At 67.3% G+C, this 22,852-nt stretch carries 22 protein-coding genes; 16 read left to right on the top strand and 6 right to left on the bottom strand.

Going from position 1 to position 22,852, the window contains the following annotated elements:
• Positions 1–64: 64 nt before the first annotated feature.
• Together ACIBG5_RS34055 and ACIBG5_RS34050 are read right to left on the bottom strand one after the other, a co-directional pair.
• Positions 65–868 carry an NPP1 family protein gene (locus tag ACIBG5_RS34055; RefSeq protein ID WP_396395631.1) on the bottom strand — a complete coding sequence of 268 codons (804 nt, stop codon included), beginning with the start codon at positions 866–868 and terminating at the stop codon, positions 65–67.
• A gap of 287 nt (positions 869–1,155) precedes the next feature.
• A complete protein-coding gene (locus ACIBG5_RS34050; protein WP_396395630.1) occupies positions 1,156–1,632 on the bottom strand; it encodes a DUF4383 domain-containing protein in 477 nt (158 codons plus the stop codon).
• A gap of 178 nt (positions 1,633–1,810) precedes the next feature.
• Here ACIBG5_RS34050 and ACIBG5_RS34045 point away from each other — a divergent pair, with 178 nt between their 5' ends.
• Both ACIBG5_RS34045 and ACIBG5_RS34040 read left to right on the top strand, forming a co-directional pair.
• Positions 1,811–4,498, top strand: a complete 2,688-nt coding sequence (locus ACIBG5_RS34045; RefSeq protein WP_396395629.1) for a LuxR C-terminal-related transcriptional regulator — start codon at positions 1,811–1,813, stop codon at positions 4,496–4,498.
• A gap of 131 nt (positions 4,499–4,629) precedes the next feature.
• Positions 4,630–5,304 (top strand): hypothetical protein, encoded by a 675-nt coding sequence (locus ACIBG5_RS34040; protein WP_396395628.1) that lies wholly within the window; start codon positions 4,630–4,632, stop codon positions 5,302–5,304.
• Positions 5,305–5,535: 231 nt separating this feature from the next.
• Here the strand turns inward: ACIBG5_RS34040 and ACIBG5_RS34035 are convergent, their stop codons facing one another.
• Complete coding sequence (locus tag ACIBG5_RS34035) at positions 5,536–6,030, bottom strand: hypothetical protein (RefSeq protein WP_396395627.1); 495 nt, start codon at positions 6,028–6,030, stop codon at positions 5,536–5,538.
• A gap of 136 nt (positions 6,031–6,166) precedes the next feature.
• On the opposite strand from ACIBG5_RS34035, the gene ACIBG5_RS34030 reads away from it, so the two are divergent.
• On the top strand, positions 6,167–7,198 hold the full coding sequence (locus tag ACIBG5_RS34030; RefSeq protein ID WP_396395626.1) for a phosphotransferase enzyme family protein: 1,032 nt from the start codon (positions 6,167–6,169) through the stop codon (positions 7,196–7,198).
• A 33-nt stretch (positions 7,199–7,231) separates the two neighbouring features.
• Here the strand turns inward: ACIBG5_RS34030 and ACIBG5_RS34025 are convergent, their stop codons facing one another.
• Positions 7,232–7,990, bottom strand: a complete 759-nt coding sequence (locus ACIBG5_RS34025; RefSeq protein ID WP_396395625.1) for an IclR family transcriptional regulator — start codon at positions 7,988–7,990, stop codon at positions 7,232–7,234.
• A 276-nt stretch (positions 7,991–8,266) separates the two neighbouring features.
• On the opposite strand from ACIBG5_RS34025, the gene ACIBG5_RS34020 reads away from it, so the two are divergent.
• From ACIBG5_RS34020 to ACIBG5_RS33985, 8 genes are all read left to right on the top strand, one after another.
• Entirely contained in the window at positions 8,267–9,670 is a 1,404-nt protein-coding gene (locus tag ACIBG5_RS34020) for an extracellular solute-binding protein (RefSeq protein ID WP_396395624.1), read from the top strand.
• Positions 9,667–10,599, top strand: coding sequence for a carbohydrate ABC transporter permease (locus ACIBG5_RS34015; RefSeq protein WP_396395623.1), 933 nt, complete (start codon positions 9,667–9,669; stop codon positions 10,597–10,599). The genes ACIBG5_RS34020 and ACIBG5_RS34015 overlap by 4 nt, the downstream gene beginning before the upstream one ends.
• Entirely contained in the window at positions 10,596–11,516 is a 921-nt protein-coding gene (locus ACIBG5_RS34010) for a carbohydrate ABC transporter permease (RefSeq protein ID WP_396395622.1), read from the top strand. Before ACIBG5_RS34015 ends, ACIBG5_RS34010 begins: the two co-directional genes overlap by 4 nt.
• Positions 11,517–11,539: 23 nt before the next feature.
• Positions 11,540–11,986 carry a Rieske (2Fe-2S) protein gene (locus tag ACIBG5_RS34005; RefSeq protein ID WP_396395621.1) on the top strand — a complete coding sequence of 149 codons (447 nt, stop codon included), beginning with the start codon at positions 11,540–11,542 and terminating at the stop codon, positions 11,984–11,986.
• A gap of 79 nt (positions 11,987–12,065) precedes the next feature.
• Entirely contained in the window at positions 12,066–12,959 is an 894-nt protein-coding gene (locus ACIBG5_RS34000; RefSeq protein WP_396395620.1) for a PDR/VanB family oxidoreductase, read from the top strand.
• 28 nt (positions 12,960–12,987) lie between these two features.
• The gene (locus ACIBG5_RS33995; RefSeq protein ID WP_396395619.1) at positions 12,988–14,082 is read left to right on the top strand and encodes an amidohydrolase family protein; all 1,095 of its coding nucleotides are present in this window, start codon (positions 12,988–12,990) and stop codon (positions 14,080–14,082) included.
• An 8-nt stretch (positions 14,083–14,090) separates the two neighbouring features.
• Positions 14,091–15,200 (top strand): amidohydrolase family protein, encoded by a 1,110-nt coding sequence (locus ACIBG5_RS33990; RefSeq protein WP_396395618.1) that lies wholly within the window; start codon positions 14,091–14,093, stop codon positions 15,198–15,200.
• On the top strand, positions 15,197–16,285 hold the full coding sequence (locus ACIBG5_RS33985) for a mandelate racemase/muconate lactonizing enzyme family protein (RefSeq protein WP_396395617.1): 1,089 nt from the start codon (positions 15,197–15,199) through the stop codon (positions 16,283–16,285). The genes ACIBG5_RS33990 and ACIBG5_RS33985 overlap by 4 nt, the downstream gene beginning before the upstream one ends.
• Before the next feature lie 151 nt (positions 16,286–16,436).
• Here ACIBG5_RS33985 and ACIBG5_RS33980 read toward each other — a convergent pair whose 3' ends face one another.
• Positions 16,437–17,336, bottom strand: coding sequence for a hypothetical protein (locus ACIBG5_RS33980; RefSeq protein WP_396395616.1), 900 nt, complete (start codon positions 17,334–17,336; stop codon positions 16,437–16,439).
• Positions 17,337–17,496: 160 nt separating this feature from the next.
• On the opposite strand from ACIBG5_RS33980, the gene ACIBG5_RS33975 reads away from it, so the two are divergent.
• The 5 genes from ACIBG5_RS33975 to ppgK all read left to right on the top strand — a co-directional run bounded on the left by ACIBG5_RS33975 (position 17,497) and on the right by ppgK (position 22,398).
• Positions 17,497–19,782: a BTAD domain-containing putative transcriptional regulator gene (locus tag ACIBG5_RS33975; protein ID WP_396395615.1), complete on the top strand. Its 2,286-nt coding sequence runs from the start codon at positions 17,497–17,499 to the stop codon at positions 19,780–19,782.
• A gap of 47 nt (positions 19,783–19,829) precedes the next feature.
• Positions 19,830–20,189: an ArsR/SmtB family transcription factor gene (locus ACIBG5_RS33970; RefSeq protein WP_396395614.1), complete on the top strand. Its 360-nt coding sequence runs from the start codon at positions 19,830–19,832 to the stop codon at positions 20,187–20,189.
• 1 nt (position 20,190) lies between these two features.
• A complete protein-coding gene (locus ACIBG5_RS33965) occupies positions 20,191–20,682 on the top strand; it encodes an SRPBCC domain-containing protein (RefSeq protein ID WP_396395613.1) in 492 nt (163 codons plus the stop codon).
• A 75-nt stretch (positions 20,683–20,757) separates the two neighbouring features.
• Complete coding sequence (locus ACIBG5_RS33960; protein ID WP_396395612.1) at positions 20,758–21,378, top strand: dihydrofolate reductase family protein; 621 nt, start codon at positions 20,758–20,760, stop codon at positions 21,376–21,378.
• A gap of 267 nt (positions 21,379–21,645) precedes the next feature.
• Positions 21,646–22,398, top strand: coding sequence for a polyphosphate--glucose phosphotransferase (gene ppgK, locus ACIBG5_RS33955; protein WP_396395611.1), 753 nt, complete (start codon positions 21,646–21,648; stop codon positions 22,396–22,398).
• 203 nt (positions 22,399–22,601) lie between these two features.
• Here ppgK and ACIBG5_RS33950 read toward each other — a convergent pair whose 3' ends face one another.
• Positions 22,602–22,838: a hypothetical protein gene (locus tag ACIBG5_RS33950; protein WP_396395610.1), complete on the bottom strand. Its 237-nt coding sequence runs from the start codon at positions 22,836–22,838 to the stop codon at positions 22,602–22,604.
• Positions 22,839–22,852: the final 14 nt, after the last annotated feature.

Genomic DNA, 22,852 nt, shown 5'->3' with positions numbered 1-22,852 from the left:
TCGACACGACAGACCGGGTCTGAGCGCGACGGCTCAGACCCGGTCAGTGGGGTGTGTCAGGTGGTCAGACCCACGGGTCGAACGGGATGCCGGCGGGCTTCGAAGCGTTCAGGAGGTTGCGGAAGCGATCGTCCTTGTCGGTGATCTTGATGGTCGCGGAACCGAAGTCCGCGGTCATCAGGGTGTCCCGCAGGCCGGTGCTGGGCCAGCCGTTCCAGTCGACCAGCGGCGGGTAGCGCCAGTTGTGGTAGTGGTTCTCCGGCGGTTCGTCGTTGCTGTTGGCCAGCCGGAAGAAGTGCGTGCTCGCGCCGTCCTTGTGGTAGACGACCTTCGGGTGCGAGCCGTCGAAGCGCACCTGCGACCTGGCGTAGGTGACCTGGCTGGAGTGCTGCGTGGTGGTCACGTACTCGACCTGGTTGGCCGACTGGTTGATCCACGAGATCACGTGTTCGAAGTCGTGCCGGTGGCCGCCGAGGCTGCTGCCGGGCACGGCCTGGTCCTTCTCGAAGTAGCTGGCGTAGATGACCGCACACCACCCGTTGTTGCACTTCGACCGGGCGTACGTCTGGGAGTTGTCGAGGTCCGACTGGTCCCGGCAACTGCCGTTGACCGCGCCGCTCGGGTTGAGGCCGGGGTTGAGCGTGCCGTCGGATCCGATCGCCGGTACGGCGTAGCAGCCGTCGGTGTCGTAGTCGTACGCCGGTGAGAACGACTGCTCCCATCCACCGGCGTTCTGCGGCAGGTGCGGTGGCGGAGCGGCGTACGCGGCCACTGCGGTGGTGACCATCAGCGTGGCGGTGCCGAGCACGACGCCGAGCAGTCGGCGGGTGCGCGTGCGTCGTCGAGGTGGGGGAGAATCGGGCGTCATTCTCTCTCCTTCAAAGGGGCGGACGATGTTCTGGGGCGCGAACATCGGACCTGAGAATGACAGGACAAAGACGTAGGTGCATATACGTAACGTGTCTACGGATTCAGGGTTTCGTCCCCGGTTCACCGTGCGGGTAGGGCCCGTTCACCGGCGTTCGGACATGACGACTCCAAGCGCATCCACTTGACGATCTGATGACGGCAGGATCGGGCGGCGCAGTGTGAGCATGTCTCTCGGATGACGAATGCTGAAGGCGTCTTGAGCGCTGCCGGACAGGGTTGTTACGTTCAACTCGCGGTCCGGCCGTTCTCCCCCGTAACGGCCGGCCGCATCTTATGAGGCCGCCGCCAACTCATCCGCCGCCAGCTGATCCTGGCCGGCAGCGCTGCCCCCACCAACATCGTGAGCGCCAGTACGACGTGCAGCCACACGTCAGCCGGCCCGATCGGCACCAGATCCGCGACCACCGGAGCCGGGCCCAACTGTCCGTAGCTCAGCAGCACGACCATCAGCAGTCCCGCGCCCGCCAGGAACGCACGGCAATGCCGCGCGGATCCCGCCATCACCAGAGCGGTGACGCCGAGCGCCAGCTGCAGGATCGCACCCACCACGGACACGTGAAAGACCCCGAACAACAGCCCTTCGGTACCGATACTCATCCGCGCGACCCCGAAACAAGCCAGCGAAATGAACGCTCCCGCCACCCACAGCGCAACCCCCTGGGTCGCGGTCGGAATGGAGTGCTGAGCCGATCTGTACTCCATGCGCTCTCCTCACACCGGGCGACCGTGCGGAATGACAATCCTACGAACCCGCGCGCCACTCCGCTCGCCTGTCCGGAGAGTCGTAACCCGGTGCACCCTGCGGTTCACCTGGACATTGCCGCAGGCAACAAGTCCTGAGCGCTACTCGGGGCCGACGGCGCGCCGCTATGATCCGGACGTGTCGACTCCGGTGCTCGCCACCAAGTTGTTTCCGCCGGCCCGGCGGTCGGAACTGGTGGCGCGCCCACGGCTCGCCGGCCGGTTGGACAGCACCCTGGACCGCGGCCACCGACTCACCCTCATCTCGGCGCCGGCCGGCTTCGGCAAGACCACGCTCCTCAGCGACTGGGCCGCGGGCCAGCAGCGGGTGGGGTGGCTGTCCCTCGACGAGGGCGACAACGTGCTGCCGCGTTTCTTCGCCCACCTCTGGGCGGCGCTCGCCGGCATCGGTCTCGACCTGGATCCAGCGGCACTGGACGACGCGCCGATGATCGCGGTCGTCAATGAACTCGTGCGCGCCGGGCGGCAGGCGCCGGACAGCCACTGGCTGCTCGTGCTGGACGACTACCACGTCATCCACGCGCCTGAGGTGCACGAGGCCATGACCTTCCTCCTCGACCACGCGCCGGATCAGCTGCATCTGCTGGTGACGACGCGCGCGGATCCGCCGTTCCCGCTGTCGCGGCTGCGGAGTCGCGGGCAGCTGACGGAGGTGCGGGCGGCGGATCTGCGCTTCGCGCCGGCGGAGGCCAGGGAGTTCCTGAACGAGATGATGGGCCTGCAGCTCACCGGGACCGACGTACAGGCGCTGGAGGAACGGACCGAGGGCTGGATCGCCGGTCTTCAACTGGCTGCGCTCTCGCTGCGGGGTATGGCGGATCGCGGGGACGTTGCCGAGTTCATCGGGGCCTTCACCGGCAGCCATCGCTTCGTCATCGACTACCTGGTGGATGAGGTCCTTGCCCGCCAGGACGCGGTGGTCCGCGACTTCCTGCTCCGCACCGCGGTCCTGGACCGACTGACCGGTGACTTGTGTGATGCAGTCACCGGTGGGGTCGGCGGTGGTCAGGTGCTGGAGGAGCTGGACCGCGGCAACGTGTTCGTGGTCCCGCTGGATGCCGAGCGCTCCTGGTATCGGTACCACCACCTCTTCGGCGATGTTCTGCGCGCTCGCCTGATGGCTGAGCACCCGGAGCAGCTGAAGACGCTGCATCAGGCTGCGAGCGCTTGGTACGCCGCGCACGACCTGGTCGCGGACGCCGTACATCACTCACTCGCCGCAGGTGACCACGACCGCGCTGCCTACCTGATGGAGGAGGCGCTGCCGGAGCTGCGCCGCGCACGGCAGGACAGCCTGATGCTGGAATGGATGCGGTCGCTGCCAGAGTCCGTCGTACGGCGGAGCCCGGTCCTGAGCATCGTGACCGCTTGGTCGCTGATGACGGCTGGTGACCTGGACGGGATGGAGCACCGGCTCGATGATGCCGAGGCGGCGCTGGCGGCCGGCGCACAAGACCAGGCGCTCGCGGCAACGTGGGCTGACAACGAGGACCTGCGAACCGCACCGGCGACCGTGTGGGTCTACCGGGCTGCGCTGGCCCAAGCGCGGCACGACGTACCGGCCACTGTGCAATGCGCCCGGCGGGCACTGGAGCTGGCGGGCGCCGAGGACCACTTCGTGCTGGGAGCCGCGTCCGGGTACCTCGGTCTGGCTGCGTGGGCGGCCGGTGACGTCGAGCAGGCCCTGGCTACGTTCTCGGACGCGGTCCGCAGCCTGCACGCGGCGGGGAACCTGATCGACGAGCTGGACACCACGGTAGTGCTCGCCGACATGTGGATCACCGCAGGCCGTCCCCATCGGGCAAGGCGGCTGTACGAGCAGGCCCTGGCGACGGCGATCGGAGGCGGCGAGCCGTACCCGCGGGCTGTCGCCGACCTGCACGTGGGGCTGGCCGAGCTGGACCGTGAGCTGGGTGATCTGGTCAGTGCAGAGGCCCATCTGGAGACGGCGAGGGTGCTCGGCGAGCGCGGCTCGATCACAGAGAACCGGCACCGCTGGTACGTCGTCACCGCCCAGGTGTGCGTCTCGAACGGCGACCACGCCACCGCGAGGGAGCTGCTCGACCACGCGGCAACGCTGTACCGGCCCGGCTTCTACCCGGACCTCCGCCCCCTCGCCGCCATGCGAGCCCGCGTGGACATCGCAGCCGGAGATCTTGCTGCGGCTCAGCAGTGGGCGGACGACCACGACGTCGCCGTGGCCGATGACGCGTCGTTCCAGCGCGAGTACGGCCACCTGACGCTCGTGCGGCTCCTGCTCGCCAGTGGCACCGCGCCACTGGGAGACGTACTTGCGCTGCTCGACCGGCTGTATGCCGACACTGAGCGGACGCGGGCAGGCAGTCTGTTGGAGATCGGCATGCTGCGAGCCCTCACTCATCAGGCGCGCGGGCAACGACCGGAGGCTCTGGCCGAGCTGGATGCGGCACTGGCCCGGGCGCCGGAGCCGGACGGCTACGTGCGCTTGTTCCTCGACGAAGGCGTCCCGATGCTTGCCCTGCTCCACGAGGCCGCGTCCTTCCAGGAGGGCGGCGAGTACGACGTACTGCGCCGGCATGCTCGCCGACTCCTCGGCACCGGTGCTGCCGACGTACCTGCCCGTGGATCACTGGCCGACCCGCTCAGCGAACGCGAGCTCGAGGTCCTGCGCCTCCTCGACAGCGAGTTGACCGGCCCCGAGATGGCCCGCCGGCTCTTCGTCTCGCTGAACACGCTCCGCACGCACACCAAGCGCATCTTCACGAAGCTGGACGTCAACAACCGCTCGGCCGCCGTCCGCCGTGGCCGCGAGCTCGGCTTGCTGTAGCACTCACCTGTCCCGCGAGGACATGTCACATCGTCAGTCACCACATGTTGTGACGCCCGGTCGCCACCTCCCGAAATACGTTCCGGACATACCGCGGCAGCCGCCACGGACCACCGGAACAGGAGCCGGACATGACCATCACGCCAACCACCCTCACCCGGGCCGCAGGCGCCGCCGCGGTCGTCGCAGGACTGATCTTCATCGGGGTCCAGATCAACCACCCGCACTTGGACGCCACCTCCATCGGCACGACCGAAGTCATGGTGCGGAACTTGCTGAAGCTGCTGATGGCCGTACTGGCGCTGGTCGGCATCACCGGCATGTACCTGAGCCAGGTCCGCAAGAACGGGGTCGTCGGACTCGTCGGCTACCTGGTTCTCGGCACCTGCTACCTCGCCATCATGAGCACCGTCGCCATCGCCGCGTTCGTCCTGCCCTCCATCGCCGACACCAACCCCGGCTACGTGAACGACGTCATCGCCGTGGCCAAGGGCCACTCCGCCACCGGCGACATCGGTCTGCTGCAGATCGTCCAACAGGTCCAGGGCTTCGGCTACCTGGCCGGCGGCCTCGTCTTCGGTATCGCGCTCTATCGCGCCCGCGTTCTGGCCCGCTGGGCGGCCGCGCTGCTCGCCGTCGGTGGCGTCGTCAGCATCGTGCTCTCCTTGCTGCCGGACGCGTTCTACCGGCTGCTGGCCTTCCCGAACGGCATCGCGATGATCGGCCTCGGCTACTCGCTGTGGCGCATGGCCCGAACCGTCACCACTCAGCCGGCCGCGGTCCGTGCGACGGCGGATGCGAAATGACCCAGCACACCGCCTCCGGCACCCGGCCGGCGCCGCAGCGCCGGCCGGGTTCCCGGGACGGTTCGAGCGTGCGAGTGCCTGCCGCGCTGGTCACACTCACCCTCATCCCGCTCGTCGCCGGGTCGCTCCGGCTCGTCGAGCTCGCCGGCGGCCCGCAGGTGTTGCCGACCAACCCGCGCATCGACGCCTCACCCGCCCCGGTCGTCCTGCACGTTGTCGCCGCCGTTGAGCTCAGTTGGCTCGGAGGCGGATGGCCAGTTCGACATCCCAGAGGGTCTTGCGTGGCTGCTGTCGGGGGTCCGTGTGGTACGCCTCGTAGCGGCAGCCGAACTGATCACCGGCCGGTACTTCGTCCTTGTCGAGAACGAGTCCCTCGGCTTCGGACCACTCCAGCAGAGCGCGGTTCGCGCGCAGCGCATGGTTGCGATAGATGAGGGACGCGTACTGACCGGCGGGCAGTACGCCGGGTCGCACCCGGTCGTCGCCCGGATGGCTGGTGCCGGTCACGCCGACCTCGAGTTCCATCGGTCCGTTCATGTCGATCGTGAGCAACCGAAGGAAGAAGTGCCCTCGAGGTTCGACGTTCGCCTGGTCCAACCACCCGATCAGCTCGTTCAGAAGCTGATCACGCACCTTCAACATCCCGCGGAACGGCGTGACCACCGTGATGCCGAGCGTGGCGACCTCAGCCCGGTCGTCGACATGAGGCGGAGTCAGGATCTCCATGCGAACATCCTGGGGTGCTTGACGCCACATGTCGATCCGCCGGCGATCCTGCTGGAGCTCGACCGGCATGACCACCCCATCGGACCTTGTGAAAACCCGTGGTCCTGCTTTCGCTCGGACGCCTATGTTGGCGGTCATGCCTTACGCGACTGCTGACGACGGGTCCGGCGGTGCCCGGCTGGAGTCGGTGGCCCGTACCGCGCTGGCCGCCTACAACCTGCCCGGCAAACCGGCCTTGCGTCCGCTCGCGTTCGGCCTCAATGCGACGTTCGAGGTGCGAGCGGCGTCGACGCGCTACGTGCTGCGGGTCCACCGAACCGGGTATCGCACGGCGGACCAGATCCGCTCGGAACTCGAGTTCGTGCGCACGATCGGCACCGAGTTGGCCGGCGACCCCGCGGTGCCGGAGCCAGTGCCGGATCGAGAAGGAGCGCTGGTCGTCGAGACGGAGTACGGCGGCGAGCGGCGTTACTGCGACCTGCTGAGCTGGCTGGACGGACGGGTGCACTCGGTCGGAGACGGCCTGGATGATGCCGGCGTGTGGGCGCTCGGGCGTGCGCTCGGCCGGCTGCACAACGCCGGCGCAGCCTTCCGGCCGTCGGTCGGATTCGCCTTGCCACGTTGGGATGCCGACGGCATGTTCGACCCGGCCGCTTCACCGTTCCGGCCGACGCTCGCTGTCGAGGACGTACTCGCGCCGGCCGATCGCGCACAGTTCGCCGAGATCGCCGCGCGGACACAAACGGCCTTCGACGCCCTCGGCAGAGGTGAGGACGCGTACGGAATCACGCACATCGACTACATCCTCGGCAACTGCTTCCTGCGCCGGGGCACGGAAGGCTGGAACGTCAGCGTCTTCGACTTCGACGACTGCGGGTGGGGGTACTTCGCTTACGACCTGGTCCCGTTGCTGGGCAACCTCGCCGGTTATCCGGGTCCGGTCAGAGACAACCCTGCCTACCCCGAGCTGCGGGACGCGTACCTGGCCGGCTATCGCAGTGCGCGGCCGCTGCCGACCGAGTGGGAGCGGCTCGTGCCGCTGATGCTGGCCGCGCGGAACGCCAACCACTGCCTGCTCACCGCCCGCCCGGACGTCTCCGGCACTCCGGCGGACGATGCGGCTTGGCGGATGGACCTGGCCCGCCGCTGCTTGGAACTGCCTGTCTAGATTCTGGTCGAGGCTCGGGTGCTCTCCGCGGGGTCACCCCAGCAGGCCGAGCAGGTCCTTGGAGATTGCTTGGGCCTCGCTGATCAGGAGGGGGACGGCCGCCTTGCCGAGTTCCTGCGTCATCCGGAACGTCGGGCCGGAGACCGAGATCGCCATCGAGATCGGGACCTCGGGGATCGCGACGGCATAGCAGACGACGCCGATCTCCTGTTCACCCTTGTCGGTCGCGTAGCCCGCGCGGCGGATCCGGTTGAGTTCCGTGCGGAGCTTGGCCAGGTCGGTGATGGTGTGCGAGGTCTCGGCCGGCATGCCGACCCTGCTCACGATGCGGGCGACCTGGTCGTCGGACAGGGCGGCGAGGATCGCCTTCCCGACCCCGGTCGAATGGGCGTGCGCGCGGTGCCCGACCTCGGTGAACATCCGCATCGCATGCCGCGAGGGGGACTGGGCGATGTAGACGACCATGTCGCCTTCCAGCACCGCGAGATTCGCCGACTCGCCGATCTCCCGGGCGAGCGTGTCCAGGTGCGGTGTCACGATCGGGCCGAACTGCGACTCGACCCGGCCCGCCAGTCTCGTCAGCTTGAGCCCTAGTCCGTAGTGGCGGTTCGGCAGTTGGCGTGCGTAGCCGAGTGAGACCAGCGTCTTGAGGAATCGGCGCGTGGTCGGAGCCGGGACGTCGATCGCGGCCGAGAGTTCGGTCAGCGACGAGTCGCCGCTGTCGGCCAGCAGCTCGAGCAGGTGGAACGCCCGTTCGACGGATTGGACACTCCCCGACGTCCTGTTCTCCACCGTCCCGCTCTCTGTCTCAACCCCCACGCCGGGATTCGCTGGAGCCAGCATAAGTGGTGCGCCGGACGGGTCAGAGCGCTATCGATAGCTTCCGCATATTGGAACTACTCTTCCGCATAGTGTTGACAGCTCTGCGTCGGTGAGCGAACACTTGGACCACCCAGATCAATAGCCCACAGCTCTCAGGCGCCACGTAGTACATCGGTGTAGAGAGCTGTCGTTGCGCAGACTTCGGGGCCTGCGCCGGGCGACCCCGCCTTGCCGAGGGAGACACTCATGACTTCCGGCTCGTTGCTCACCCGCCGCCGATTGCTCCAAGGGGGCCTGGGGCTGGCTGCCGCCGGCGTCGCCGGGACCTCGCTGGCCGCGTGCGGCTCAGGATCGTCCGGTACGCCGTCGGGCTGGACAGAGGTGACCTTCAGTTCCGTCGGCGATCCCACCACCCAGAAGATGTTCAAGGACATGATCGCGGCTGCTCAGAAGGAGAGCCTCGACGAGCACAAGATCAAGATCGTCTGGAAGCCCGCGCCGGGCGACGACTGGGCGAGCGTGATGCTGCAGTTCGCCTCCGGTACGGCGGCCGATCTGCAGCGCATCGACGACGACCGGGTGTACGACCTGGCGACCAACGGCAAGATCCTGCAGCTGGACAAGATGATGCAGGACGCCAGTACGGGGTTCGATCTGACCAAGTACAGCCCGACGTTCACGACCAAGGTCGCGGTCGAGGGGTATCAGTTCTCGATCACGCCCGGCATGAGTGCGAATGCCCTGTACTACAACAAGAAGCTGTTCGCCGATGCCGGGCTCACGGCGCCGACCTCGTGGGCCGATGCGTGGAGCTGGGACGAGTTCGACGCAGCGGTCAGGAAGCTGACGAAGAAGAGCGGCAACAGAACCGATACCTATGGTCTGCAGTACGCGGTCAACACGATCCAGCCCACGGCGTACGGTGCTGGTGACACCGCGCTCTACAACAACCAGACCGAGTGTGGTTACGGCAAGCCGGAGACGCTGGACGCGATCGACAAGCAGGTCTCCTACATCCGCGAGGGTTTCGCCCCCACCATCGACGTCGAGTACCTGCCGCTGTTCAACGCGGGAAAGCTTGCCATGACGTGGCAGGCCATGGACATCAGCGCGCAGATCAGCAAGAACGTCGACTGGGACGTGATGCCTTGGCCCAAGACACCGCTGTTCGCCATGACGAAGAACTACGCCCGGACCTGGGTCATCCCGAAGACCGCGAAGGATCCGCAGGCCGCCTTCCTGGCGATGAAGGCGCTGTGTGGCAAGGCGGCATCGGATGTCATGGCCAAGGCACAGTTCGCCGTACCCGCGCTGACCGAGGTCGCCAAGAGCGCCGCGTTCACCGACCATCCGCGGCCGAAGACGGCCAGCGTCTGGGCTGAAGCGCTGGGCACCGCCGCCGGCCACCCGGTCGACGTGCCGTTCCCGCGTGGGCCGATCGGCACGGCGCTCGCCGACTCCTTCGTCGAAGGCACCAACGCCAACAACCTGGTCAGCGGCAAACTCGCCACCACCGACTACCTCAAGCGCGGACGGGATGCCGTCAACGCCGAGATCAAGAAGCGCGGCTGGAGCGGGGACAAGGGCAAGGAGTTGCTCGAGAAGGGAGGAGCGCTCACCGATCCCGACCTGAAGGTCGCGGCGAAGTGACGGCCACCCAGACCCTCCAGGCGAGGGACCCTGCGGCGGTCGACCGGCGCCGTGGAGGGCGGCGCCGCAACCTCCGCGGCTGGATGTTCATCGGGCCGGTCGTCCTCGGAACGCTGCTGTTCAACGTCATCCCGGTCCTTCCGACCCTGGTGACGAGCTTCACCGACTGGGACGGCCTGGCCGCGCCGAAGTTCACGGGCGTGGCCAACTACAAGGAGATGTTCTCCGGGCAGGATCCACTGTTCGGCAAGAGCCTGATCAACACCGCCATCTACACGATCGGGTACGTCCCGGTCGGGATCATCATCGGGATCGCGCTGGCCGTGCTGGTCAACAACCGGCTCCGGGGGATGGCCGTCATCCGGGCGCTGATCTTCCTGCCGTACGTGACCTCCCTGGTCGCTGTCGGCGTCGTCAGCCGGTGGGTGTTCAGCGATCAGTACGGCGTGATCAACGCGGTCCTGGCCTCGTTCGGCATCACCGGACCGCACTGGCTGGGCGAGCCCGGATCGGCCATGGCCGCGGTGATCGTCACGGCGATCTGGGCGAACATGGGCTTCAACATGATCATCGTCCTGGCCGGCCTGCAGGGGGTTCCGGAGACGTTGATCGAAGCGGCCACCCTCGACGGGGCCGGCCGGTTCTCACGCTTCTTCCACGTGACGCTCCCGTTCCTGACGCCGACGATCTTCCTGTTGCTGATCCTGCAGACGATCGGCTCCTTCCAGGTCTTCGCGCTCGTCCTGGTGATGACGGGCGGCGGACCGGGCGACGGCACGTACGTCTACATCTACCACCTCTGGTACGAGGCGTTCTCGCTGCGACGGATGGGCTACGCCTCGGCCCTGGCGATCGTGCTCTTCGCTGTGCTTCTCGCGGTCACCTGGATCCAGAACCGGATTTCGAAGAGGTGGGTGTTCTATCAATGACGGTCGAAGACACTCGTGCTCCCGAACGGATCGCACCACCGCGGTCGCCGCTGCCGGTCGACGATGGCGGCGGTGAACGGCGACGGCGGGCCGGCCGGATCGTGGGACCGACGGCGACGTACGTCGTCTGCGTCATCGCGGCGTTGATTGCCATCGGCCCGTTCCTGTGGATGCTGTCCAGCTCGTTCAAGGAGCCGGGCGACGTGATCAGCCTGACCCCGCGCCTGCTCCCGAACCCGTTCACCCTCGACAACTACGCGTACCTCGTCAACAACGGCGTCCTGCCCTTCATCCGGTTCCTGGGCAACAGCGCCTACATCACGGTGCTGGTGATCATCGGCCGGCTGATGGTCTGTGCCTTGGGCGCCTACGGCTTCGCGCGGTTGCAGTTCCGCGGACGGGACGCCGCCTTCGGGCTGTTGCTCGCATCGCTGATGATCCCGGACATGCTGATGGTGCTGCCGCTGTACTCCGCCTATGTCAAGGCCGGCCTGATCGACACCCACTTCCCGTTGATCATCCCGCCGATCGTCGCCAACACGTTCGGCACGTTCCTGCTCCGGCAGTTCTTCATGACCATCCCCAAGGAGTACGACGAGGCCGCCCTCGTCGACGGTGCCAGCCACTTCCGGATCTTCGTGAGCATCATCCTGCCGCTGTCGAAGCCGGCCCTGGCCACGCTGGCCGTGCTGACCTTCGTCAACGTGTGGAACGACTTCTTCGGCCCGTTGGTCTACCTCAGCGATGTCAACAAGTTCACCGTCCCGGTCGGGCTGGCGTTCTTCCAGACCCAGGACAGCACCCAGTACGGCCCGCTGATGGCCGGAGCGACGCTGGCCATCATCCCGACCGTCCTGGTCTTCGTGTTCGCGCAGAAGTACTTCACCCGCGGAATCTCGATGACCGGAATCAAATGATGCCTTCTGGACAAGGAGACAATGTGACCAAGTACGTGGTGGCGACGGTCGACGAGATTCCACCCGGCCAGCGGAAAGTGGTCGAGATTGCCAAGCGGTCGATCGGCGTCTTCAACGTCAAGGGCAACTTCTACGCGATCCGCAATCAGTGCCCGCACGGCGGCGGACCGATGTGTGAGGGCGTGACGTCCGGACTGGTGCGCTCGGACAAGCCCGGGAACTACGACTATGTCATGCGCGGGGAGATCATCCGCTGCCCCTGGCACGGCTGGGAGTTCGAGATCGCCACGGGTCAGTCCTGGTTCGACCCCGCGAAGACCAAGGTCAAGGCGTATCCCACCGATGTGGAGTCCGGTGAGGCCCTGACCAGGAATCCGGAGCTGTCCGCGGCCGGGTTCCAGCCCGGTCCGTACTCCGGTGAAACGTACGAGGTCGAGGTCGACCGCGACTATGTCATTGTCAATATCTGACGCCCCGGTGGGAGCGGAGCCGGTAGGCGAAACGACCATGTGCCTGCGGGTGAGATCTCACCGGCAGGTGTCGTCCGGCGTGACCGAACTCTTGCTCGTCGCCGACGACGCCTCGGAGTTGCCGTCGTGGACCCCGGGGAGTCACATCGACGTACAGGTTCGCCCGGGGCTCGTCCGGCAGTACTCGCTGTGTGGCGATCCCGAGGATCGCCGCCAGTGGCGCATTGCCGTGTTGCGCGAGCCGGAGAGCCGTGGCGGCTCCGCCGCGTTGTGCGAGCGGGTCCGGGCCGGTGACGTGCTGACGGCGACCGGGCCGCGCAACCACTTCCCGCTGCACGAGTCCCCGCGGTACCTGTTCATTGCCGGCGGCATCGGAATCACGCCGATCATCCCGATGATCGGCGCGGCGCACGCGGCCGGCGCCGACTGGCGGCTGGTGTACGGCGGTCGCAGCGAGGCGTCGATGGCCTACCGGGACGAAATCAGGAGCTTCGATCCCGAGCGCGTTCTCGAATGGCCGCAGGACCGTCGCGGCTTGATCGAACTGGATCGACTCCTGGACGAACCACAGCCCGGGACGCTGATCTACTGCTGCGGTCCCGAACCCCTGATCGCGGCCGTCGAGGCGAAGAGCGCGCATTGGCCGCACAAGTCGCTTCAGGTCGAGCGGTTCGCGCCGAGACCTCTCACCGAGGTCGCGCCCAACACCTCCTTCGAGATCGAACTGGTCGACAGTGACGAGGTACTCGTCGTGCCGCCCGACCAATCCATCCTCGAAGTCGTGGACGAGGCGGGGATCTACGTCTTGTCGAATTGCGAAGAGGGCACCTGCGGCACCTGCCGGACGACCGTACTGGAAGGCGTTCCGGATCATCGGGACTCCGTCCTCGACGACGACGAGCGCGCCGCCAACGACACGATGATGATCTGCGTCTCGCGCGCACTGTCCGCCCGATTGGTCCTCGACCTGTGAGTTCCCAACCACGAAGGTGAGATCACAAGTGGCCACCCAACAACTCGAGAACTACGCACGACCCCGGCAGTGGGCCGGACTCGACCTGGTCGACACCGACGTACATATCAACCTCGGCAATCTGCGGAGCCTCTTTCCGTATCTCGAGGCGCGGTGGTGCGACTACATCACCGAATCCGGGATGGGCGGGCTGGCCTCGAACCTCTATCCGTCCAACGCGCCGAATCTCTTCCTCGAGGGCTCACGGCCGGACCAGGGACCGCCTGGATCGAGTCTCGAGCTCCTCCAGCAGCAGCTGCTCGACCCGTGGCAGTTGCAGTACGCGATCCTCAACTGCACCTACGCCGTCGACTCCGTCCACAACGACGACCTGGCGGCCGCGCTCGCCCGGGCGCTGAATCGCTGGCAGTTGCACGAGTGGCTGGAGCAGGATCCACGCCTGCGGGGCTCTGCCGTGCTTCCGCTGCAGAATCCGGCGCTCGCGGCCAAGGAGGTCGAATGGGCCGCGCAGCACAGCCAGTTCGTCCAGGTGACCGTGCCGTCGCGCAGCCGCGAGCCGCTCGGCCGGCGCGGATTCTGGCCGATCTACGAAGCCGCGCAGCGGGCCGGGCTCGTCGTCGGCGTCCAGGCCGGAGGTCTGAGCGGCAACCCGGTGACGCCTGTCGGCTGGGCGACGTACTTCGTCGAGGACTACGTGAGTGTTCCGCTGGCGTTCCAGGCGCAGCTGATGAGCTTCGTTGCCGAAGGCGTCTTCGTCCAGTACCCCGAGCTGACCGTCGCGACGATCGAGGGCGGCTTCAGTTGGCTACCGCCGATGCTGTGGCGGTTCGACAAGGACTGGAAGGGTCTGCGCCGCGAGGTTCCGTGGGTGGAACGTCCTCCGTCGGAGGTGATCCGTGATCACGTCCGGATGACCATCGCGCCGCTCGACCGGCCCGACACCCCGCAGTTCCTCGTCGACGTCATCGACCAACTTCTCTGTGACGAGATGCTGATGTTCTCCACCGACTACCCGCATGCGCACTTCGCGAACGCCGCCGACGCGCTGCCCGAGGGGATCTCCGGGGATCTGCAGACCAAGATCATGTCCGGCAACGCGCACGCGACGTACCGGCTGGGATGAGGAGAGACATGACACAGACACAGACACAGCCGCGGGCCGCACGCCGTACCGCCGCGAAGCAGATGATCATCGATTGCGACATCCACAACGTGATGGCACCCGGAGCTCTGGAGCCCTACCTCTCGAATCGCTGGCTCAGCCATCTGAAGACCTTCGGCTCGCGCCAGCACTCGGGCAACGTGTATCCGAAGGGATCGCCGGCCCGGTACGACGCCTTTCCGCCGTCCGGACTGCCCGCGGGTGCCGATCTGGGGTTCATGCAGAAACAGCATCTCGACGGGCTGAATGTCGAGTTCGGGATCCTGGGTCCGCTCAGTGGCTCCGGCAGCCAGCTCGATCCGGAGTTCTCCGCGGCGTTGTCGGCGGCAACCAACGACTGGCAGATCAAGGAGTGGCTCGAGCCGGAGCCGCGGCTGCGAGCGGGCATGATCGTGCCGGCGGAGCACAGCGAGCAGGCGGTCGCCGAGATCGAGCGGCTCGCGGGTCATCCGGGGTTCGTGCAGGTGCTGCTGGTCGCGCGCAGTGCCGCGCCGCTCGGCGACCGCCGCTACTGGAAGATGTACGAGGCCGCCGCCCGGCACGATCTGCCCATCGGCATTCACTACGGCGGTGGCGTTCGGGGCGTTCCGATGAGCGCCGCGGGCTGGCCGTCGTTCTATATCGAGGATCACGCGGGGATGTCCGCCGCGTTTCAGGCGCACGTGGCGAGCCTGATCTTCGGAGGGATCTTCGAGCGGCTTCCGAACCTGCGGATCGCGCTGATCGAGGGCGGGTTCGCCTGGCTGCCGTCCCTGGCCTGGCGGATGGACACGCACTGGGAGCGCTTCCGCGCCGAGGTGCCCGACGTACGCCGCAGGCCGTCGGAGTACCTGCGCGACCACTTCTGGATGACGACGCAGCCGATCGAGGAACCGCATCGACCCGCCGACCTGCTGAAAGTGTTCGAACACCTCGGCGGAACCGACAAGGTGATGTTCTCCACCGACTATCCGCACTGGGACTTCGACCATCCCCAGCACGCCTTCAAGGTCCGATTGTCCGCAGAGCAGCGGGACGACATCTACACCGAGAACGCCCGGGCGTTCTACCAGCTGCCGGCGCGGGTGGAGTCGCTTTGACCAAGATCAGCTCGATCGAGACGTTCGACGGCCATGGTTGCATCGTCCGTGTTCGTACCGACGACGGGCTGGTGGGGTACGGGCAGACGGCGCACTCCGAGGCCCGGATCACCGGGGAGGTGTTGCACACTCTGGTCGCGCGGAACTATCTGGGCCGGGACCCGTTCGACGTCATGACCCTGGCCGAGGAGTGCGCACGTGCGGAGTACAAGTACTTCGGCAGCTTCCTGTTCCGGGCGTTGGCCGGCGTCGACACCGCGCTGTGGGACCTGGTAGGCAAGGCGAAGTCCCAGCCGGTCTACCAGTTGCTCGGTGGAAAGTTCCGGCAGTCGGTGCCGGTCTACGGTTCGGCCATGCGTCGCGACACGACGCCCGAGGAGGAGGTCGACCGGATCGTCGCCGCCGTCGCCGCGCATGGATTCCGCGCGGTGAAGGTCAAGATCGGCGAGCGCAACGGCCGCGATGCGGAGTCGCGATCCGGCCGGACCTGGCGGCTGGTTCCCTTGCTGCGCAAGGCACTCGGCGATGACATCGAGATCAGCGCGGATGCCAATGGTGCCTACTCCCCGGGTCAGGCGGTCCGGGTCGGGCGACTGCTCGAGGAGTACGACTATCTGCACTTCGAGGAGCCGGTGCCGTTCTGGGAGTACGAGAACGCCAGGAGCGTCGCGGCGACCCTCGACATCCCGGTCGGGCTGGGGGAGCAGGAGTTCTCGGTCGAGACCATGCGACGGATCATCCAGGACGGCATGGCCGACGTCATCCAGCCCGACGTCTGCTACATCGGCGGCATCACGCGGGCCCGGCAGGTTGCGGATCTGGCCAACCTTGCCGGGCTCCCGTGTGTCCCGCACTCGTCGGGGAGGTCATTGACGGCGATCTTCACCGCGCATCTGGTGACGGCGATGCCGGCGTGCAACCTCTTTCACGAGTGGACCATCGAAGACGCCTCGAACATGCGGGTCTACGAGCCGTTCCCGGTCGCGCGAGACGGTCAGGTCGTGCTGTCCGACGCCCCCGGCTGGGGCGTCGAGATCTCCGACACCACGCTGCAACGCATGGAGCGCCGGATTTCCTCTCTCTGAACCGACTACCGAGGCGTTGTCTACTCGCCTCGCCGTGGCGGGGAGACGAACGAAGGGGCCCGGTCGTCAACCGGGCCCCTCCTCCTTCCCCTGAGAAGGTCCACTGGCCCTTCGTCGAGGTTGGCTCGGCGCTGCGACCGCCAAGTACGGTTCAGATCCCCAGGCCCTTGCCGTCGACGACCAGGCCGGCGGGTGGCGCCTTGGGTGCGGGAACCCGGCCGTAGTCGGTGAAGGTCAGGAAGTCGCGGCCGGCACCATTCTGGAAGCGGACCGGCCGGGCGGTGCGGGTGTCGATCCAGAGAGTGGCACCCTGTGCCACCAGCCCGACCGACAGGACGCCGTCCACCACCTTCTTGCCGGTCTTCTTAGGGCGGCCGATCCCTGCGAAGAAGCCCTTGAAGAAGGTGTCTTGCTTGGTCAGCTCGATCAGGTCCCGGCCCTCAGCATCGATTTTGGACGGTTTGATCCACTTTCCCTTCAACAGGGCGAGCATTGCGCTTGTCTCAGCCTTGCTGGCCTTGTCCGCCTTCGCCATGGCACGGATGGTTGCCTCCGACATGAGCATGTAGACGTCCTTGCCGACGACGCGGTAGGTGACCGGCAAACCGGCCACGAGGAAGGCACCCTGGCCTCCGCCCTTGCTGAGCCGCAGGTCGAGCCGCAGGTCGTCTGTGCCGTCCACCAGGAGGCCCTTGACCCTCACCCCGGGCGCGGCGCTTGCTGCTGCCTTCGTCCGGGCAAGGAGAGTTGCGGCGGGCAGTGTGGACAGGTCAGGCGGCGCGGGCGGCGTACGGGTGGCCGGCGGACTTGCCGGAGTGGACGGGGTGTTCGATGAGGGGGTGGTGGCAGGGATGGTGGTGGCCTCGTTGGTGGGGCCGCAGCCGACGAGTGCGGCGGCCAGCAGCGTAGTGCCGGCCCAGGCGCCGACTCGAATCCAGGGGAAGAACATGAGGAAGTACTCACTTTCTCGTCCGCCGGTGACATCCGGCGCAGGTGGTGGACCGCCGGTGACGTCCGGCGGTTGCCGCGGCGGGAGTTCGACGGACTCCACGGGGCGGCGGTGACGAGAACGACTCTGGTACGGCGTACTGCGGTCCCGCTGCCGTCTACTGCGGCCCCACTGCCGGATAGAATGCCGTCCCACTGCCGGACCTGCGCAGCCGCTGCGACGGGCGTTGTCCGGCACGGCGGGCAGGGTTGGGGGTGCGGTGGTGGGCGTAGTCCGGTTCGAGCTGCTCGGACCGCTCCAGGCTCGGCGAGACGACCGGGTGCTCGACCTGGGTCCAGCCAAGCAGCGCGCGGTTCTCGCGACGCTCCTGCTGTCGGTGAACCGGCCTGTCCCGATTGCGCGCATCGTCGACGTCGTCTGGCAAGGCGCGCCGCCGGGCAACGGCACCAACGTCGTCCAGAAGTACGTCGCAGGTCTGCGGCAGGTCCTCGAACCAGGTCGCGCACCACGCAGCAGCGGAGATCTCCTGGCGCTGACGGCCGGCGGCTACGTCCTCACTCTCGCGGCCGGCAGCACCGACACCGACCTCTTCGACGAGCTTGTCCGGCAGGGCCACCAACTCCGGACCATGGGAGACGTCGAGCAGGCGGCTGCCACCTTCCGCCGCGCACTAGACCTCTGGCGCGGCAGCGAGGCCTTGGCCGGACTCAGCGGTCCCGTCTTCGACGCGGCGCGCAGGGAGTTCGAGACTCGCCACGCAGCCGCCGCCGAGAGTTGGGCCGACCTGGAACTGGATCTCGGCCGCCACCTGAGCCTGCTGCCCGACCTCACCGGCCTGCTGAGCCGCCATCCCTTGCGCCAAGACCTCCACGCCGCTCACCTGCTTGCTCTCTATCGCACAGGCCGCCAAGCCGAGTCGCTCGACGTCTACCGCGCCACTACCCAGCTGCTCAAGTCCCATCACCAAACCCCCAGTCCACGGCTCCAGGCCCTTCACACGCGCCTCCTGAACAATTCCGCGGATCTTCTCCCACCGGAGGCGGGTGCGGGTCTGCGCTTCGACGTACTGGGTCCACTGCGAGCGAGCCGGGACGGACTCCCGCTACAGCTCGGCCCCAGCAAGCAGCAGGCAGTCCTGGCGACCCTGCTCCTGTCGGCGAATTCGGCTGTACCGCCGGACCGCATCCTGGATGCTGTCTGGCCCGACGACGGACGGCCGGACAACGGGCCCAACGTCGTACAGAAGTACGTCGCGGGGCTGCGGAAGGTTCTCGATCCGGACAGGGCTCCGCGGAGTGCTGGGCAGGTGCTGGACCTGACAGTTTCCGGCTATCGGCTCACGGTCGCACCGAACGGCTCCGACCTCGACGAGTTTGCCGCCCGGATCAGTCGAGCACGTGAGTTGCGAGCCCGCGCCGACCTGGAGGCGGCAGCGACGGAGTTGCAGTCGGCGCTCGGACTCTGGCGAGGCGAACCCCTGGCCGGCTTGCAGGCCGGGTCCGTCTTCGATGCCGCCCGTGACCGTTTGAAGGACGACCGGGCGTCCGCGTTGGAAGACTATGCGGAGGTCTTGCTGGAGCTGGGACGACTCGATGCCCTGCTCGAGTCCCTTCCAGCGCAGATCAAGGAGTTCCCGCTGCGTGAGCGACTCCGGGCTGTACTGATCGAGGCTCTCGACCTCAGCGGCCGGCGTACGGAGGCGCTCGCGGCGTACGACGAGACCCGGCGACTGCTGGTGGGGGAGTACGGGATCGAACCCGGCCAAGTGCTGCAACGCCTTCACACCCGCCTGCTCCAGGACAACGAGCCGCCCGGAGGACGGATTCCACGGCCTGAAGCGGCAACACCTCCGTCAGGTCCGTTTCGGGTCTCCTGGCCGCAGGCGCCCAGCGTCCCCCGACGCACTCGCCTGCAACGCATCTTGCTGAAGGTCCTCGCCGCCGCTTTGCCGATCGTCACCTGGGGGTTCGCCTGCGGCCCGATGATGGCCGTGCTCGCCTGGCGCCGCCGTAGCCGCCTTCTGGGTGCCTGCGCGGTCGGGTACTTCGCTCTGCAGTGGACCGGCGTGGTGATGTTCACGCAAAGCCCGGAAGACTTCAGCGGTATCTTCGACGACCTCGGCATGTCGTTGATGATCTTTCCCTTTCTCATCTGCTCAGTCCAAGCGGCCGTGATCGTCGCCCCGGCACCCTCCGCCGCCGCCGACCACGACCTCGCCGAGGAACACCGGCGCGTCGCGCGCGAGATCGCGGCTCGCTCACCGCTGTACGCGCAGCGGCTCGGCATCGGCCGCCCCGACCTTCCGCGGACGTTCGACGACGGTGGTCTGGTCGACCCGAACCATGTGCCGACGGAGCTTCTCGCCGCGGTCCCCGGCATTTCGCTCCAGCACGCGGTCCTGATCGTGGTCGACCGGACCCATCGTGGCCCGTTCAAGTCGGTCGAGGAGCTGGCTGAGCGAGGACTGCTGCCGCACCCGCTGCCGAGTTCCACCCGCGACCACCTCGTCGTCGTACAGCCGGACGACGGGTCGCCGATAGCTCACTAGCCACCTGCCCGCTTGACATCCTCATCCGAAGACACATACTTAGGTATATGCCTAAGTATTCGGAGGGGGCCGACGGCGACGCCAAGCTCGACCGAATGTTCCGCGCACTGGCGGACAGCACCCGCCGGGCGATGGTCGCCCGGCTGGTCCACGGGCCGGCGTCAGTGAGCCAGCTCGCCGAACCGTTCGGCATGGCGCTGCCCACCGTCGTCCAGCACCTCGGGGTGCTCGAGGAGGCGCAGATCGTGTCGTCCGAGAAGGTCGGCCGGGTGCGCACGTACCAACTCGTGCCCGACGCGCTGGTCCCGGCCAACGCCTGGATCGTGGCCCACCGCCGCCCGCAGGAACGCCGGCTCGACCGCCTGGGCGACTACCTCACCAACCATGACCCGACACAGGAGCAATGACATGAACGACCGCACCCAGACCCACGCCACGTTCGTGCTCGAGCGCGAGTACCCGGTCCCGCTCGAGCGCGTGTGGGCCGCCTTCGCCGACCCTGAGATCAAGCGCAAGTGGTTCGGCAGCGACGACTTCGTCTACGTCGAGCGCTCCGACGAGTTCCGGATCGGCGGCGTGGCGATCGACGACGGGCGTCTGGGCGAGGACGGCCCGCTGTCCCAGTTCCACGCCACGTACACCGACATCTCGCCCAACGAGCGGATTGTGTACACGTACGACATGTGGCTCGACGGGGTGCACGCCTCGACGTCGATCAGCACGATCGTGTTCGAGCCCACCGACGACGGCGCCGGCCCGGGGACCAGGCTCACGTTCACCGAGCAGGGCGTCCACCTGGATGGTGTGCACGGTCCCGGGCCGGATGCCGCGGCCGGTCGCGAGTCCGGCACCGCCGGCCTGCTCGACGCGATCGGCAAGCTGCTCGCCAACGGCGGCTGAACCCGTCGCGGTGGACCGAACTCACCGGAACCAGATCACCTCGATCGAGACCACACTGAAAGAAGCGGAGAACTGATGGCTGGAAAGGTGTTCTTCAGCGTGACGATGTCGCTGGACGGCTTCATCGCGCCCGAGTCCCTCGAGGACTTGATGGGGAAGCAGTGGATGGAACTGCAGGCGTGGGCGTTCCCGCAGCGGTTCTTCCGGGAGAACCTCAAACTCGGCAAAGGCGGCGAGGAGGGACTCGACAACGACATCGCTCGGGCGACGCACGAGCGCACCGGTGCGAGCGTCATGGGTAAGCGCATGTTCGACGCCGGCGAGAAGATGTGGCCGGAGGAGGCGCCGTTCCACACGCCGGTCTTCGTCGTGACGCACGAGAAGCGTGACCCCTGGGAGCGGCCCGGCGGCACCACCTTCCACTTCGTCAACGACGGCATCGAGGCCGCGCTCGACCGGGCCCGCGTGGCAGCCGGCGACCGCGACGTCCGCATCGCCGGTGGCGGCGCGACGATCCTGGAGTACGTGAACGCCGGCCTGATCGACGAGTTCTCGATCGCGCTGTCGCCCCTGCTGTGCGGCTCGGGAATCCGCCTGTTCGAGGGCGTGGACGCGGGCCGCGTCGCCTTGGAACCGGTCCGCGCAGAGCCCTCTCCGAGGGTCACCCACCTGACCTACGCCATCCGAGAGCGGTAGGCACCGCGGACGGCGTACGCGAACGAACACCCACGGTGCTGCGCGCTCGGAGAATGCGAGATGACCGTATGCGAGGACGAGCCCGCGGAGGTGCCGGACGAGAATGATTTCTCGGGTATCGCTGACGGTGTCCGAGGCGCGTGGGAGGCTGGCGAGTATGTGTGGTCGATACGCGTCGGTGGCCAGCCGTGCCGATCTGCTCGACGCCGGCGAGGACGCTGACCCGGTGCGGCCACTGCGGGCGAGGGGAGAGATCAGGTGCCCAGAATGAGGACGTCGACAGCTTTCGGGGTCGACATCGGCGGCAGCGGGATCAAGGGCGCCATCGTCGACCTGGAGAAGGGCGACCTGGCCACGGAGCGGGTGAAGTACCTGACGCCCGACCCGTCCACCCCGGAGCCCGTCGCTGCGGTCGTGGCCCGGCTGGTCAAGGAGGCCGGGTGGACCGGTGACCTGGGTGCGACGTTCCCGGCCGTCATCAAGAACGGGGTGGCCAGGAGCGCCGCGAACGTCGACAAGAGCTGGATCGGGACCGACGTCGACAAGGTCCTCACCGACATCACCCACTGCGACGTGACCGTGCTCAACGATGCCGACGCGGCCGGTATCGCCGAGGCCCGGTTCGGCGCGGCCAAGGGCGTCGGCGGCGTGGTCATCATGCTCACCTTCGGCACCGGTATCGGCAGCGCGCTGCTGCTCGACGGCCGGCTCGTGCCCAACACCGAGCTCGGTCACCTCGAGCTGGACGGGTACGACGCGGAGACGAAGGCCTCCTCGGCGGCGAAGGACAACGAGGGCCTGTCGTTCAAACAGTGGGCCAAGCGGGTGCAGCGATACCTTCGGCACGTGGAGAACCTGTTCACCCCCGACCTGTTCGTGGTCGGCGGCGGGGTCAGCAAGCACGCCGACAAGTGGGTGCCGCTGCTCGAGATCTCCACCCCGGTGAAGCCGGCTCAGCTGCTCAACAACGCCGGCATCGTCGGCGCAGCGATGGCCGCGCACGAGAAGTTCACCGAGTAGGCCGACGACAACCCGGCGCCGGCTCGGCGGCTGCGCGTTAGTACTGCGCAAAGAAGCTCACCTGGTCCTGTAACGCGGGTGTGGTCTGGACCGATGTAGGCCACGAACGGGTGGGGATCGACTGTTCACGCGCCGGTCCTCGACCTGGACGTGAGGCGTGTGCGGAACCGCTGGCCCGGACTGTCGAGCAAGTCTGGAAGGGCTTACATGTTCCGCAAGCTGATGGCGTCTGCTGTCGTCGTTGTCGTGGTGGCGTCAGCCACGTTGTTCGTTGTGCGGTCCGCGGATGCGGCCGGCGCCAGTGTGACCATCACGGCGACCGCAGCCTCGAACGGTACGACGACCTTGACGTACCGGGCGAGCGTGCTCCGGGCCGGGTCCGTGCGGGACATCGTCGTCTCGATTCCTTCCGGCTCGACCGGGCGGATTACCTCGGTCAACGGGACAGTGAGTA

Source organism: Kribbella sp. NPDC050241, from assembly GCF_044459685.1.
In the GTDB taxonomy this organism is placed as follows: domain Bacteria; phylum Actinomycetota; class Actinomycetes; order Propionibacteriales; family Kribbellaceae; genus Kribbella.
Note: the sequence above shows the minus strand (reverse complement) of the source record. Positions and strands in the feature narration are given on the sequence as shown.

What these genes read in the sequence shown, in the direction of transcription:
- ACIBG5_RS34055 (WP_396395631.1), bottom strand. Translation starts at nt 868, where the DNA reads ATGACGCCCGATTCTCCCCCACCTCGACGACGCACGCGCACCCGCCGA.
- ACIBG5_RS34050 (WP_396395630.1), bottom strand. Translation starts at nt 1,632, where the DNA reads ATGGAGTACAGATCGGCTCAGCACTCCATTCCGACCGCGACCCAGGGG.
- ACIBG5_RS34040 (WP_396395628.1), top strand. Translation starts at nt 4,630, where the DNA reads ATGACCATCACGCCAACCACCCTCACCCGGGCCGCAGGCGCCGCCGCG.
- ACIBG5_RS34035 (WP_396395627.1), bottom strand. Translation starts at nt 6,030, where the DNA reads ATGGAGATCCTGACTCCGCCTCATGTCGACGACCGGGCTGAGGTCGCC.
- ACIBG5_RS34030 (WP_396395626.1), top strand. Translation starts at nt 6,167, where the DNA reads ATGCCTTACGCGACTGCTGACGACGGGTCCGGCGGTGCCCGGCTGGAG.
- ACIBG5_RS34020 (WP_396395624.1), top strand. Translation starts at nt 8,267, where the DNA reads ATGACTTCCGGCTCGTTGCTCACCCGCCGCCGATTGCTCCAAGGGGGC.
- ACIBG5_RS34010 (WP_396395622.1), top strand. Translation starts at nt 10,596, where the DNA reads ATGACGGTCGAAGACACTCGTGCTCCCGAACGGATCGCACCACCGCGG.
- ACIBG5_RS33990 (WP_396395618.1), top strand. Translation starts at nt 14,091, where the DNA reads ATGACACAGACACAGACACAGCCGCGGGCCGCACGCCGTACCGCCGCG.
- ACIBG5_RS33970 (WP_396395614.1), top strand. Translation starts at nt 19,830, where the DNA reads ATGCCTAAGTATTCGGAGGGGGCCGACGGCGACGCCAAGCTCGACCGA.
- ACIBG5_RS33965 (WP_396395613.1), top strand. Translation starts at nt 20,191, where the DNA reads ATGAACGACCGCACCCAGACCCACGCCACGTTCGTGCTCGAGCGCGAG.
- ACIBG5_RS33960 (WP_396395612.1), top strand. Translation starts at nt 20,758, where the DNA reads ATGGCTGGAAAGGTGTTCTTCAGCGTGACGATGTCGCTGGACGGCTTC.
- ppgK (WP_396395611.1), top strand. Translation starts at nt 21,646, where the DNA reads ATGAGGACGTCGACAGCTTTCGGGGTCGACATCGGCGGCAGCGGGATC.